The organism is Agaribacterium sp. ZY112 (assembly GCF_041346925.1).
GTDB lineage: Bacteria > Pseudomonadota > Gammaproteobacteria > Pseudomonadales > Cellvibrionaceae > Agaribacterium.
On record NZ_CP166840.1, the window covers coordinates 3,595,001 to 3,609,389 of the forward strand.

The 14,389-nt window shown below is 44.0% G+C and carries 9 protein-coding genes and 1 rRNA gene (1 of these 10 only partly in view); 1 reads left to right on the plus strand and 9 read right to left on the minus strand.

Annotation, left to right across the window (positions count from 1 at the left end):
• The 3 genes from AB1S55_RS15620 to AB1S55_RS15630 form a co-directional block, all read right to left on the minus strand.
• Positions 1 to 1,022, minus strand: a 23S ribosomal RNA gene (locus tag AB1S55_RS15620) (it extends 1,851 nt beyond the left edge of the window).
• Positions 1,023 to 1,520: 498 nt separating this feature from the next.
• Positions 1,521 to 2,108, minus strand: a complete 588-nt coding sequence (locus AB1S55_RS15625; protein WP_370979108.1) for an NUDIX domain-containing protein — start codon at positions 2,106 to 2,108, stop codon at positions 1,521 to 1,523.
• A 21-nt stretch (positions 2,109 to 2,129) separates the two neighbouring features.
• Entirely contained in the window at positions 2,130 to 3,302 is a 1,173-nt protein-coding gene (locus tag AB1S55_RS15630; RefSeq protein ID WP_370979109.1) for a CvpA family protein, read from the minus strand.
• 286 nt (positions 3,303 to 3,588) lie between these two features.
• Between AB1S55_RS15630 and gcvP the strand changes: the two genes are divergently transcribed.
• Complete coding sequence (gcvP, locus tag AB1S55_RS15635) at positions 3,589 to 6,489, plus strand: aminomethyl-transferring glycine dehydrogenase (RefSeq protein ID WP_370979110.1); 2,901 nt, start codon at positions 3,589 to 3,591, stop codon at positions 6,487 to 6,489.
• 110 nt (positions 6,490 to 6,599) lie between these two features.
• On the opposite strand, the gene AB1S55_RS15640 is transcribed toward gcvP, so the two are convergent.
• The 6 genes from AB1S55_RS15640 to AB1S55_RS15665 all read right to left on the minus strand — a co-directional run bounded on the left by AB1S55_RS15640 (position 6,600) and on the right by AB1S55_RS15665 (position 14,116).
• Positions 6,600 to 7,820 carry a hypothetical protein gene (locus tag AB1S55_RS15640; protein WP_370979111.1) on the minus strand — a complete coding sequence of 407 codons (1,221 nt, stop codon included), beginning with the start codon at positions 7,818 to 7,820 and terminating at the stop codon, positions 6,600 to 6,602.
• Between the two features lie 133 nt (positions 7,821 to 7,953).
• The gene (locus tag AB1S55_RS15645; RefSeq protein ID WP_370979112.1) at positions 7,954 to 9,156 is read right to left on the minus strand and encodes a hypothetical protein; all 1,203 of its coding nucleotides are present in this window, start codon (positions 9,154 to 9,156) and stop codon (positions 7,954 to 7,956) included.
• A gap of 229 nt (positions 9,157 to 9,385) precedes the next feature.
• Positions 9,386 to 10,132 carry a Qat anti-phage system TatD family nuclease QatD gene (gene qatD / locus AB1S55_RS15650; protein WP_370979113.1) on the minus strand — a complete coding sequence of 249 codons (747 nt, stop codon included), beginning with the start codon at positions 10,130 to 10,132 and terminating at the stop codon, positions 9,386 to 9,388.
• Positions 10,132 to 11,406, minus strand: a complete 1,275-nt coding sequence (gene qatC / locus AB1S55_RS15655) for a Qat anti-phage system QueC-like protein QatC (protein ID WP_370979114.1) — start codon at positions 11,404 to 11,406, stop codon at positions 10,132 to 10,134. Before qatC ends, qatD begins: the two co-directional genes overlap by 1 nt.
• Positions 11,403 to 12,002 carry a Qat anti-phage system associated protein QatB gene (qatB, locus tag AB1S55_RS15660; RefSeq protein ID WP_370979115.1) on the minus strand — a complete coding sequence of 200 codons (600 nt, stop codon included), beginning with the start codon at positions 12,000 to 12,002 and terminating at the stop codon, positions 11,403 to 11,405. Before qatB ends, qatC begins: the two co-directional genes overlap by 4 nt.
• A 251-nt stretch (positions 12,003 to 12,253) precedes the next feature.
• Complete coding sequence (locus AB1S55_RS15665; protein WP_370979116.1) at positions 12,254 to 14,116, minus strand: P-loop NTPase fold protein; 1,863 nt, start codon at positions 14,114 to 14,116, stop codon at positions 12,254 to 12,256.
• Between the last annotated feature and the right edge of the window lie 273 nt (positions 14,117 to 14,389).

Here is a 14,389-nt window from a genome sequence, read left to right on the forward strand (position 1 = left end):
TAAGCCTTCCCACATCGTTTCCCACTTAATAGTGTTTAGGGACCTTAGCTGGCGGTCTGGGTTGTTGCCCTCTTGACAACGGACGTTAGCACCCGCTGTCTGTCTGCCATACTCATACTCCACGGTATTCGGAGTTTGCAAAGGGTTGGTAAGTCGGGATGACCCCCTAGCCTTAACAGTGCTCTACCCCCGTGGGTAATATATGACGCACTACCTAAATAGTTTTCGGGGAGAACCAGCTATCTCCCGGCTTGATTAGCCTTTCACTCCGACCCACAGGTCATCCCCTAACTTTTCAACGTTAGTGGGTTCGGTCCTCCAGTTGATGTTACTCAACCTTCAACCTGCCCATGGGTAGATCGCCGGGTTTCGGGTCTAATGCCTGCAACTAAACGCCCTATTAAGACTCGGTTTCCCTACGGCTCCCCTAAACGGTTAACCTTGCTACAGACAATAAGTCGCTGACCCATTATACAAAAGGTACGCAGTCACTCCGAAGAGCTCCTACTGCTTGTACGCACACGGTTTCAGGATCTATTTCACTCCCCTCACAGGGGTTCTTTTCGCCTTTCCCTCACGGTACTGGTTCACTATCGGTCAGTTGAGAGTATTTAGCCTTGGAGGATGGTCCCCCCATCTTCAGACAAGATATCACGTGTCCCGTCCTACTTAATATGTAACTATTGAAACTTCATGTACGGGGCTATCACCCTGTATCGCCAGACTTTCCAGACTGTTCCACTATTTCAATAATTATCGGCTGATCCCCTTTCGCTCGCCGCTACTAAGGGAATCTCGGTTGATTTCTTTTCCTCCGGGTACTTAGATGTTTCAGTTCCCCGGGTTCGCTTCGTACACCTATGTATTCAGTGCACGATAGTCCTAAAGGACTGGGTTCCCCCATTCAGAAATGTTCGGATCAATGCTTGTGTGCCAACTCCCCGAACCTTATCGCAGGCTCCTACGTCTTTCATCGCCTTCAACTGCCAAGGCATCCACCGTGTGCGCTTATTCACTTGACCATATAACACAAATGAATTTTGCTGATACGACTTTAGTTGAACATATCCAATTCATACGAATTAAACACATTCACTACGCCAAGAATAATCACTTCACAGAAATCTTACGCTTGAGTTAGAAACTCATTCATAAATATTTGTAAATATTATGATTACTTTAGAATCCACATTTTTAAAGAACATCGCGCTTAAAAGCGCCGCCGCCACTGCGTTTCCGCTTGGTCGGCATCTACTAAGTTGAACCGGCTGAACCGCTGTTCCCCTTAGCGAGGACGCGCATATTACACTGATATTTCGGATGGTCAACGCTTTATTTCATTTTTTTCACACTTATGGAGCATTGTACAAAAAGCGCTCTAATTTAAGCCCCAAAAGAGCTCAGAAAAGCAATAGACATATAAATGAAGCAAGAGTAAAAACTAACAGTGCCAAAGAGCCCAAATAAGTAATACGTTAAGGCAAGAATGATAAAAAAGAATAAGAGCGATAAGAAAACAGCTACATAAAAACCTTAAATTGAGGATCTAAAGCCACCCTAAATAAAGCAGCGACTGAAATAGCGTCCGTAATCCGACCATCCATTGCCATGGCCACAGCCTCTTTTAAAGGCAGGTGTAGTACTTCAATATCTTCGGTATCTTCTAAAGCTTGCTTACCGGGGCTTAATCCAGTTGCCACAAATACGTAAGCACTTTCATCTGTAATACTGTTAGACATGTGCAGTTTTAATAAAGGCTGCCAATGAGCTGCGATAAGGCCACACTCTTCTTCCAACTCTCTTGCGGCTGCTTGCTCTAGAGACTCCTCCATAGAACCACCACCTTCAGGTAGCTCTATGCTGGCTTCATTTAGCGCGTAACGACTTTGCTTTACCAAATAGCAACAACCATTCTCATCAATTGCAACAATACCTAGAGCGCGCCCTTTAAAATGAACCAGGCCATAAATACCCTCACTACCATTAGGCCTGAGCACCTCTTCATGGCTGACTTCAATCCAAGGATTTTCATATACCAGCTCTTTACTTAGGCGCTTCCAACCACCTACTTTTTCTACTAACTGTTTATCTGTTTTTTTACCTGTCATGTTCGCTCCCTAACTGAACCACTATCTCATTAAGCGCTGCGCACTAGCGCGCTTGCTTTCAGGGATACTGCTCCATTGACTGTATTGCACCACACCTTGATCATCGACCCATTTATAAACTTCTGTAGACCGATATGGCTTAACTGCCCGCTTAGCTGCCTTATCATCTCGCCCCAAACCCGTAACCTCCGGCCCATCAAGCAAGTCAGCAGCAAGCTCTTTATCTAACAAATAACTTAAATCGGCATCCTTCAGCTCTGGCCTGCTCTCTAAAATCACAGAGACCAACTGCTGAAACTTAGAATCTGCCATTAGTTGAGCAGGATTTTTTTGCGCCAAGCTCTCACGCCACTGCTGATCATCAAACAAAGACTGTACTCGTGGATCGTTTTGAGTGTAAAGCATGCGCCGCCAGACAAAACTAAACTGTTCAGCCAAAAAAGTCTGAGCAGCCTGATCGTGCTTACCACTTTGCTCAAGTTTATTGAGAAAACCCGACATTGCAGGGTCTTGCACAAGCTGCTGAAACTCATCACTCGCGGCCAAACTAGAGGCATCGTTTGTCGCCATCATGCGCTGGATGCGTTTATTTCTAACCAAGTGCTTTAAAGGCTCACTCTTGCTAAGTTCTTTTACTGACTGAATAACAGACTCAGGTTCGGCCACTATGCTCGCCATCACTTGCGCTTGAGCGGGATCAGCACCTGTTGCACGTAGCCCCAACTCGGTCGCTTCAGACACCAAACTAGACGCCGCTTTTTTAAGTGGCTGCGCCTGCTGCCCCAACTCTAGACCTGGCTGTTCGATCCCCATAGTTTGCATGCCAATGCCCACAAACCAAACAGCCAAAAGCGCCATGACGGCTCCCGTTGCTCCCCCCACCCCAGCACCAGCCAGCGATAACAATAAAGACCGGCGCTTTAGCGCAGGAAACACATGCTTAAGAACAAAAGGCAGGACACTATTCACCACAATAAACAGCGAGGGATAAGCAATAAAACGCGCGTGCGTATCGATACTCGGAAACTGACTTAAATAGTTAGTCAGCTGCTCACCAAAGAAAAAAGAAACAAGATAAGCTAAAACCAAAGCTGCTATATCTAAAAGGCACAACCACAGCCCTTTACGCCAACCAAAAAAACTTTGAGCGACAACCCAAACGACAAATACCAACAAAAAAATATGCTCTAGCACTCAGGCCTCACTTTTCATAAGCGTTAACACAAGGGGAAATATAAGGGCTAATTACAAATACCTATATTAAGTGCCCATACACAAGAAATAATAAAAGCACAAAAGCAAATGCCCTACGGTGACAGCTCAAACTGATGTAAAAACTGTTTACTATCTCATCAACTAGCATTCTGATAGAATCGCGCGCCCGTAACCACGCAGGCTTAGGCTTAGATTTGGCCTCAGCAAGCGCTAACAACCTTAAGAGCAACCTCGGCTTGACTCAAGCCCCAATGCGGAACCTTCCATGACAAAGGCGACTAACTCCACCTCGCTCCAAGCACTTTCTAACTCTGAGGAGTTTATTAGTAGGCATATTGGCCCCAACGCGTCCGATACTGACGCCATGCTTAAACTGCTTGGCGTAAGCGATCTCAATAGCTTAATGGAACAAGCCGTCCCCGAAAGCATTCGCCTGCAACAAGGCCTCAACTTAGATAATGCAGTCAGCGAGACAGATGCCCTGGCAGAATTAAAAGACATTGCCAGCCGAAACAAGATATTCAAAAGCTATATTGGTCAAGGCTACCACGACTGCCATACACCTCTTGTTATATTGCGCAATGTTCTTGAAAACCCAGGCTGGTATACCGCATATACCCCCTATCAACCAGAAATAAGCCAAGGTCGCCTAGAAGCCTTGCTTAATTTCCAACAGCTTATCATTGAGCTGACCGGTATGGACATGGCCAACGCTTCATTACTCGATGAAGCCACTGCCGCCGCTGAAGCCATGTCGATGGCCAAGCGCAGCAACCGCAAAAACAAGAGCAATGTCTTTTTTATCGACGAGCAAGCCCACCCTCAAACTATTGAAGTTGTGCGTACACGCGCAGAGTTCTTTGGCTTTGAACTATGTGTTGGCAATATTAATAAGATCGCCGACAGTGATTGTTTTGCAGCCTACGTTCAATACCCTGGTACCGATGGCGCTATCCCTGAACTAAAACCCATCGCAGAGCAATTACACAATAAGGATGCGCAACTTATTGTTGGCGCAGACCCTATGAGCTTGATTTTATTAGAAAGCCCAGGCGCACAAGGCGCCGATATTGTTGTGGGCTGCAACCAACGCTTTGGGGTACCCATGGGTTTTGGTGGACCTCACGCAGGCTTCTTTGCATTTAAAGAGAACCACAAGCGTACAACGCCAGGCCGCATCATTGGCGTAAGTATTGATTCACGTGGCAAACAAGCTCTGCGTATGGCCATGCAAACACGTGAGCAACATATTCGCCGAGAAAAAGCCAACTCGAACATTTGTACGTCACAGGTATTACTCGCAATCATAAGTGCCTTTTACGCTATGTATCACGGCGCCGAAGGCGTTAAAAAAATTGCGACTCGCATTCACTTCAGTACAAAAATATTGGCTGCTGGATTAGAAAAACAAGGCTGGAAGATTCGCAACGGAAGCTACTTCGATACTCTGTGCGTAGAAGTTGATGATAGACAGCAAGCACTTATGCAGCGTGCTGTTGATAGTGGCATTAACTTACGCGCAGTTGGAAAAAATGCGGTAGCAATCAGCTTAAATGAATGCACCCAGCAACACGACATTGAAGATTTATTAAGCATTTTTTCCGGTGGCGCTTTTGCTGAGGTTTTTGAAAAACTCGAAGACCTAGCCGTAAACAAACAAGCCATACCTTCGGGCTTAGTTCGCCAAGGCAACGCACTTCAGCATGAGGTGTTTGAGCTTTACCACAGCGAAACCGAAATGCTGCGCTACTTAAAGCGTTTAGAGAGCCGAGATGTAGCACTAAACCTAAGCATGATCCCTTTAGGTTCGTGCACCATGAAGCTCAATGCCACCGCAGAAATGCTACCCGTTACTTGGCCCGAGTTTGGCAAAATCCACCCCTTTGCCCCACTAGAACAAGCCGAAGGTTATCTCGAGTTATTTGATCAACTAGAACGCATGTTGGCGACCTGCACAGGCTACGACGCCATTAGTCTTCAGCCCAATGCCGGCTCGCAAGGTGAATACGCAGGCCTTGTTGCTATCGCCAAATACTTTAAAGCGAAGGGCGAAACCGAGCGTAAGATTTGCATTATCCCAAGCTCTGCTCACGGTACAAACCCAGCTACGGCTCATATGGCGGGCATGAAAGTAGTTGTTAGCCCCTGTAACGCCGAAGGCAACGTCGACATCAACGACCTACAAGCCAAAGTAGAACAGTACGGTGAACAAATCGCTGCGATTATGGTGACCTACCCTTCTACCCACGGCGTATTTGAAGCGGATATACGTGATATTTGTGCCCTAATGCATAGCATCGGTGCACAGGTTTATGTCGATGGCGCAAACCTCAACGCCATGGTTGGCCTTGCTGCCCTAGGTGAATTTGGTGGCGACGTAAGCCACCTTAACCTGCATAAGACTTTCTGCATCCCTCATGGCGGTGGTGGCCCAGGCATGGGCCCCATTGGTGTAAAAAACCACTTAGCACCTTATTTACCGAGCCACCCACTGCAAGACATTAAAGGCACCAAGATTGAAAATGGCGTCATTAGTGCTGCGCCTTGGGGATCGGCAAGCATACTACCTATTAGCTGGATGTATATCCGCATGATGGGCAAAGAAGGCCTAACCGACGCTACCCGTTACGCCATTTTAAATGCGAACTACGTAGCGGAAAAACTTAAAGAAGACTTCCCTATTCTTTATACAGGCAAAGAAGGCCGCGTTGCTCATGAGTGCTTGCTCGACTTGCGCCCATTAAAAGCGGCCAGCGGTATTAGCGAAGAAGACATTGCCAAACGCTTAATGGATTTTGGTTTCCACGCACCAACAATGAGCTTCCCTGTTGCCGGTACATTAATGATCGAACCTACGGAAAGCGAAAGCAAAGCCGAGCTAGATCGTTTCTGCGATGCCATGATAAGCATCCGTAAAGAAATTGAAGCTGTCGAAAAAGGCGAATTCCCACTGGATAACAACCCACTTGTACGCGCACCGCATTCGCTCGACGACATGCTAGAGAATTGGGATAGACCCTATACACGCGAGCAAGCCGCACGCCCACTGCCTTATTTACATGAGCACAAATACTGGCCTTATGTTAACCGTATCGATAATGTTTATGGGGATAGGAATTTGGTTTGTAGCTGCCCTAGTATTGATAACTATGTGGATGAAGAATAAGCCTTGAGGTTATGGAATAAAGTGGGTTAAGGATTTCAAAGAGTGGGTTAACTTAATAAAGTGGGTTAATCCACTCTCGATTTGTGGCTATACTTCAAAATAGCCTTTCGCTAACTTCTGCAGAGAAAGCTAAGTTGATGCTCAAGGTCTCTAACCAAATACTTTAAATCAACCGGAGATATTGCTTTCTCTGATGCTCCCACCAGTCGATCAAGCGCGATCTCCAATGATGATAGGCCTAGCTCTCTTGCCTTAACATCACCAAGCTTCTCAGCATGCTCTCCCAAATCAAAACTAACAACTGGTTTAGGTACTGAGTCGCCCACTCTACACATTTGTAAAGACAAGCTGATATTCCTGCCAAATTCATAAAGTTTTTTTTCAGATGTGGCTACATACCCCAATGTGACTTCAGGCAGATGATTAACATTAAGCAAAAAGTAAGGCATTTTTAGCAGCAGCACATCCCAAGAAGTTCTTTTGAGATTGTACTTAGCTCTCTCCAGAGGCGTTTTCTTATCAACTCCAATAAACTTATCTACAAAACCAGAAAAGTAGCTCAATGCTAACGCATTTTCCCAAGATAACACCGCACCAATATCCGTCACCATAAACTGGTACATTTCTTCGTTTTTCCTATCAACCTCTTTCTTGTATTTAAATTTAATCAACACCATCTTTAGTAAACACGCGTAAGTAAGATTACTCCAAGTATCATACATAGACGGCTCATGGGACTCTACAAACCACTTCGCGATATTCCGACCACATTGATCAAAACTTCCGCCATTATGAAGATCAAAGTAATAATCTTTCCTTTCTTGATCGATGACTATCTCTTTATCATTAACAAATATCTCAGGGTTAATACTAAACAGTTGAAGTATCGATGATATTCTTAAGGATGAGTGTTCGAGAACTGCGCCTTTACCTTCCTTGTAGTAGTTTTCCGCCAAGTAGAATATGCTGCTATAGTCAATATTGGTAACACATAAGTGCTCCAAAAATGACTCCAAGGCATCAACCATACTTTCATTAAGTCTAATTTGCCCTCGCCTATAAGCTAGATATTCATGAAGACCCGAGACAACATTTGAGTCCATTATGAGGGTGTGATAAAAGCCAATATCCAACGCTTTCTCTTCAACTATGAACTCATAGTTTAGAAGAAGCGGTCTTTTCCCATCGAATGGATCTATAACGTAAACTTTATGCTTAAGATCGCCAAATTCAGCAGAACTTTTGTAAAGACCAGCTTTAAGCTTCGAGCTCTGAAGATCAAAAAAGTGCGTATCTTTATCTTTGGATAGTGTGAAGTAATCTTTGTACATTCCGCCTGCCTAATCAACACTCATCAACCACTCAAAACTCCCACCCGGCTATCAATTACACCTTAACTGACAACCTGAACAACACCACCAACAAAGACAGACTCCCAGTATAAATACCACCAAAACACTTCAACTAAACATCCTCCTTTAAAATTAGAATTCTAAAAAATAAGAGCGCTTTAATCATGTGATTAATACTATGCACCTCTCTAAACAAAAGAAGTACCTTTCGCATAAATTCAATAAAATATAGTGAATAATATTTTTCCCGCCTCATACCTTCTTTCGCCGGATAGAAAGTAATAAGCTGAGACGATGACTTATATTCATATTTATAATGTGCAATCGAATTCCTTAGCTTATTATCAACAGCCTTCGTACAAATCAAATAAAATGAATCATCTATAGCCTCAACCTTTCGACCAAGATCAACATTCGCATAATCATTGAGAGAAGAATAGTCCTTAATGAGCCTCCCCTTTATATTTAGCCTAACTGACTTCTCAAACAAATCAGCGTCTCCACGTTTAATAAGGTTATTTAAGCCTGCAAGCAATACGAGTTGGCGGGAGTAGACCTCGGCTAAGTCTTTATACAGATTGCTGCACATCTCAAAGTCGGATGCTGATACACGCGTGGGAATACTACCCAATTTATCGGCACTTACGTAATCGTAATAAAAGGTCGGCCTGAGCGGCAGATCCAGCTCAATAATTTTTGGATATAGACTGATACAGTCATGGTGCAAATTTTCTAGAAATCCATTGTCGGCGATAGCCTCAAGATATTCATTCGTTTTTTCTGTGTGAGTTTCAAACACGTCTCTGAGGATGTGAGGCATCTCATGTGACAATTCCTTATTCAGCTCATGAATTGTAAAGGGAGAGGACATGATCGATGTCGCCGCATACAAACCCGCAATGATATCCTGCCTCCTTTGTGATTTAAGTTCTACTCCGGGTATAGCACTACATATTTTTGCAAAAGATTTTGTATCTCCACGCTTATACTGAGTAATAAGCCTTTTTAAGTCTTTGTTTTTTGTATGTAGCATATTCAGATTGGTGAGTCGCTGTGCGAGATGTGCATAAGCCTCGCTACCTAGCTCGCTTACCGCTTTCATATAAGCCGAACTTCCATTTTTATATGCACCGAAAGAAACGGGAAAATCTAGATGGAGGTCTACAAATGGGGTTTCACCTGTAAATGGGCCATCAAATTTAACCACATCAATAGCACCTTCTAGATTCCCGCTGCTGGAGCCAATTGTAAAGCTAATTATTTCTTCACAATTGGGGCAGGAAAACTGAAAAGGTTGAAGGTCTCTATTTGACATCCCTATCCGACAATCAATTAGAGTATCGCAGGTATTACACTGGAAGCGCTTGCAGATGTTCATAGGTTTTTCTTTCCTGAAGTTTTCCCGCATGTAAATTCACCTTGAATCTTGCGACCTTCGGCCAGAAGCAGACGTTTAGTTCATTTGGGAACTATATCTTTCAATAAGATTAGAGATGCTCTATGACCTCTCAAAATTATTAGTGACATGACTAAGCTCATCGCGCTTAATTTTTTAGGGAGTAGCGTTTTGACAACAGCATTTGCTTATTCTCACCCAGTATTGAAGAGACTTTATTGGGATCGACACTCCATAACTCCGAAAGCTCGGGTATACACATACGATTTGCATCCCAGGGGTATAGTGATTGTTTATTGATCGAAGTGAATGGGCCGTCGGTCTCTAACAAGATTCGATCTTTTGGAATTCGAGACACCAAGCTCTTACCTTTCTTTCCCCTCAGCATCATTGGGCCAACACTAAACCAGCAACCAAGTTCAATTGCCCGGTTAAGCTCTTTAATAGAGCCGGAAAACCAGTGCAGGATAAAGGTGTTGTTGTTTTTGAAGGGCTCTAAACAATCCATGACCTCAGTAGCTGCCTGACGACTGTGTATCGATAAAATCCTTCCCCCATGAATATCTGATATTTTCAGTGCGTGGGTAAATACTTTTATCTGGTTCTCCCAAGAGCTTCTATATCTCGATGAACCGTCAAGGCCGACTTCACCAACAAAGTCCGTTGAATGTATCCATTTGTCAAACAACGATATTTCACCGAATCTTTGATGGACTAGCTCTGGGTGTAGGCCAAGCCCCGTTTCGATATTCGGACAATCCTTGGCTAGATGTGCAGTTTTTTCATAAGCAGACGGAGTAGTTGTAACAGATAAGACAAAAGTGCCTTCTCGCTTCGCCTTAGACACTACATCAAAGGGATCCGGATACAGGTCTAAATGGCAATGAAAATCCACTAAGTTACCCCCTGGGCTTTCAGAAAGTCATCAAGCTCCTTTAAACCACGCTGGGCGATATCGTAGTAGGGTTGGATGTTTGAAATTGGCGCAGAGGAAAGCCCCGCACCCATCCAGCGACGAATACCTACTTCTTTTTCTTGTATAATTGCCATTGCGACTGCACGAACATCGTCAAAGCCAGAATTCTCGGAGTCCTTTTTACCCAAATTTTTGTAGACATAAGTGGTTCTATCCACCTCTCCCCACTTATTAAATGCAGCTCGTCTAACTAAGCAGGGAACGCATCGACCACAATGAGTTTTCTTAAAAAGCAAGAATCTACCGCAGCTCGTTGATTGGTGGGCCAACTCCTTGATGAGGGATTGATTTTTGCAATCTGATAGCATTTCCCCCTTAGTTTTCAATGCGTAGGGAGTATCGATTTTTAGTCCAATACCCGCTGAATCAAAAATTTCCTGAATACCAGAAAGATAGGTTGGATGTGTTGTTCTTGTACTTAAACTGCCCACTCTCATCGGGGTTAGAGGTGTATTCAGCGAAATAAAACCATTTTCTGAGACTACTAATTCAGTATTGGAACCGTCTTGATTTTTTAAGGATGCTGCTGCGAGAGCAGCATAGGCTAAGAAAGCTATAGATCGTGAACGCTGAGACGCAGGAGTTTCGCCATCTGGTACTTTGGCTTTATGACTCATTACGAGAGACTCGATGTCACAATGAATTTTTTGTGGAAATAACTTTTGTTTGGCTTGATCGCCTTGTACAACTTGGCTGATAGTGACTGGCTTTCGTCCATTTTTAACAAGATTAATTGCACCAATAAGACTATCCATGCCTCCAGAGAAAAGTGTCAAGCAGTCAGCGTCGAATTTTTTCTCTGGCTTTGGTGGTTTTGGATAAAAACCTCCTTCACAAAAATTGATAAGCCATCGGTCTGTGGTCAGAAAATTCAAAGTTTTCTGAATGATCTCTACTTGTGACTTCCAGAAATCTGGATCAATTACTGCAACTGTAAGTTGGAACTCTCTAGTCCACCCGTCGGGGCTCTGCTTTCTGTGTCCAGCAGTATCAGCGCATACCACTGAAAGCGCGATTGATAAAAAGTCCCATGACCTTGAGGAAGGGTTAATTTTTCTTTTCCTGACTACTTCTGCAATTCCGTGACCTGCATACGCTAATCTCCTGTTGTCAGGAATGGAGTAAAGCTGAACGTCAAGATTCGATTTATGATCATCGAAGTTAAATCCCTTTGGTCCGCATATTATTTTCATCGCGTATAGTCCTCAAAAACTTCGTATGTGTCTTCTAATACACTACGGGCTAGTCGAGTAACTTGGTTCTGTGACAACGAGGATAGGTTGTTTCCTATTTTTTTGAATGACGACTTAACTGTTTCGCGTACATACTCTTTTATCTGTTTTAATCGACTTACGCCTGCTGCTGCATTGGGTGCCTTGTCTTGTATGTGCTTCCCGACATCTAACGCAATTCTCTGATAAATGTCGGAGGCAAGAAAAGTCTCTATGACTAAATATTTGTCGTTATCATTTAGCTCCAGTAAATCAGCATCGGGATTCTTATCTAATAGCTCGCTTAATGCATCCTTGATAGATTCTCTTGAAGCTTCTGAATCCTGGGTTCCGTCAATAGGTCTGACAGCTTCAATGATTGCATTTACTACATCGTCGGAGTTTTTCGATTGAAAAGACAACGCATTGAAATGGTTAGATTGAGTGGTTGTGCGTGTGTCGGGGGATAATATTCCTGCTAAACCACCTGCAGTAGACGCGGTGCTACCCATTCTTCGCGCCGCACTTTTGGCCCCGCCATAACCCCTGGAGACGTATTGACGAATTCCATTACGCATACTGCTTGAGCTCCCATCACCAGCGAAAGCACCTAGACTACTGCGCGCGCCTCCAAATCTACCTGGTGGAGCGTTTAGCGGGGGGGGATTAGGTTCTTTTGTATTGTCCCCTGCGTTGCTATCTTCAGGGTTTGACTGATTGTCGTCTTGACTACTCTGACCAGCATCGGGAGCTTCCGTGGGGTTGTCAGCCCAAGGCGGTACCATCGGTATCCCTGAACCGGGGCCATTGCTTGAACTTGATGTTCCCATTATTCCTTACTCTTCTGAATTGCTTTTTTTACTGGTCCTGATACGTCTGACTTTGTCCAAACATCAAACGGAATATCGACCCAGTCTTCCTCTGCGATCTTTGGAACAATGCTCGGCTCGATTTGATTTGTGGGGCGCTCACTCAAAAAAGCCCCAAAGCGTTTACCAACAGATTTATGAGCCTGTCCAACAACTACACAGGCAGTTAATATATCCGGTGCACCCCATGATTGCTCGCGCGCGGCAATTTCCAGCAATTTATCCATTATCAGATTCAAATCTTCAGTCGCCAACTCATTAATTGAATCTTTAAGCGCATTTGCCATGTCAGGTGTTTCTTTTAATGCACGTAAAATCTCCAGGCCACTCGATGATAGTTGTTCATGACTGAGGAGTAATGGCGAATGTTCTCGACTGACATATAACGCACCACGAATATCAATATCAGCTAATTGGGGCTTTGAGGCAGCCCATTGTTTAAAGAACGCAGTATCGAATTCTGGTGGCCAATCAATCTCTTTACCTTCTTCTAAGCTGGCTTCAATGTCCTTCAAAACTGACGGGAGTCCCTCATCATTACGTGCACAAGATGTCGCAATTTTTTTGTAGGCATCATCTGAACCGCAACGCTCCAGCAAAAGTATTTTTGTCAGGACGGCTTCATCAATCGCAATATCTTGGGCGCTGCCAATTGCTAGGCGAATTGATATGGCGTTTAGAAAACGCTTAATTAACCTGGGATTTGCATCAATGGCTGTTTCCGAAGACATTAGAGGTGCTAATCGGTCAGCAAGGTCGATTTGTGTGGATAGTTTTACGGGTATTTCGATATTGAGTTCTTGGGACAAGCCTTCCAGAAACTGTCTATCAACACGAGCACCTTTCCAGGTTTCAGACAACTGCCTGCATATCCTCTCTCTCAGCTTGTCTTTTTCGGGTTGTTCGATATCGCTAAGGTCGATATACAACATGCAGAGGTAAGCTTTAATATCCTGTACACCGAGTTTGGGTACTTGAATAGGTATTTGTATAAGCTTATCGAAATAGTTGGTTACTAGCTGATCGTCAGGCATATCATGGAAGTGCTTTCTGACAGAGTGATGAATCATTTTCGTGTCGGCAGCAATAACAAATGCGGTATTTTTCAGGAATAGAAATAGTCGCAGTGCTTCTAATGTCGATATTGCAGTTTCTGGTAAGCAGCGATCTAAATCGTCAATCAGTACGACCAGTGTAACGTCAAGCTCTTCAAGCGAACTCTCGAACCCTCTTCTAATCGCTTCTATTTCTTGAGGGGGAGATTTTCTTTTCTTCGGCTTTACTAATCTTTTCCCTTCTTGAAGAGCTTCATTACCGGAATCTCTAGCAGACTGTAGGTCTTCTTCTGTAACTTCTCCGTCTAGTAGCGCTTCCCCCGAGTCCCAAACCTTACCGACAAGGCCACCTATGGGTACGCCAGTTATGAGAGAAGCTGCGACACCACCGGTTGTTTTTGCCGCTCGTAGCCAGTCAATGCGGCATAGTAAATCTTTAGTCTTACCAACCGCCGTTTGTTGTTGTTCTGCTTCTTCTGAAAGTTTCCTAGCAATGACTTCCATCAACGCAGCTTTAGCATCATCGTATCCTTGATACAGCCAAGCATTGAACTCAACAAATATGTATTTCTTTTCGTTTGGATTGTCACAGGTGTTTTTCAGATTGGCTTGGACAAGTTTGATCATAGACGATTTCCCGACGCCCCAGCTTCCAGAAACCCCTATAGAGACAGGCTGTCCATTTGCCCTTGCGATAATCTCTGAAACCGTAGCTGCTACGGTAGAAAAATTAAGAAAATCACGATCAGTTTCATTATCTGTCCACATCAATTACCACCTTGATTATTTATTTCGCAAGAAACTTACTTTTTAGTCTAAAAGCCTTTTCATAGCCTCTAAATCAGCCAATGCACATCATGGCCCCACCAAATAGGAGAGTGAACATGCACTACAGAGCGCGCGTTGCTCCAACGCTAGTGGCTACCAGATCTATTTGTACACACCAGCATATTAGTATTTGCAAACCTCTAATGACCGCTATGGGTTGTGAGTTCAACATATGCTGTAGGCCTTCAGTAAAGTCAAAAAATCTACCACAAA

Bases quoted from the DNA above. Each gene is read 5' to 3' on its own strand.
- AB1S55_RS15625 (WP_370979108.1), bottom strand. From the start codon at position 2,108: ATGACAGGTAAAAAAACAGATAAACAGTTAGTAGAAAAAGTAGGTGGT.
- gcvP (WP_370979110.1), top strand. From the start codon at position 3,589: ATGACAAAGGCGACTAACTCCACCTCGCTCCAAGCACTTTCTAACTCT.
- AB1S55_RS15640 (WP_370979111.1), bottom strand. From the start codon at position 7,820: ATGTACAAAGATTACTTCACACTATCCAAAGATAAAGATACGCACTTT.
- AB1S55_RS15645 (WP_370979112.1), bottom strand. From the start codon at position 9,156: ATGTCAAATAGAGACCTTCAACCTTTTCAGTTTTCCTGCCCCAATTGT.
- qatC (WP_370979114.1), bottom strand. From the start codon at position 11,406: ATGAAAATAATATGCGGACCAAAGGGATTTAACTTCGATGATCATAAA.
- qatB (WP_370979115.1), bottom strand. From the start codon at position 12,002: ATGCGTAATGGAATTCGTCAATACGTCTCCAGGGGTTATGGCGGGGCC.
- AB1S55_RS15665 (WP_370979116.1), bottom strand. From the start codon at position 14,116: ATGTGGACAGATAATGAAACTGATCGTGATTTTCTTAATTTTTCTACC.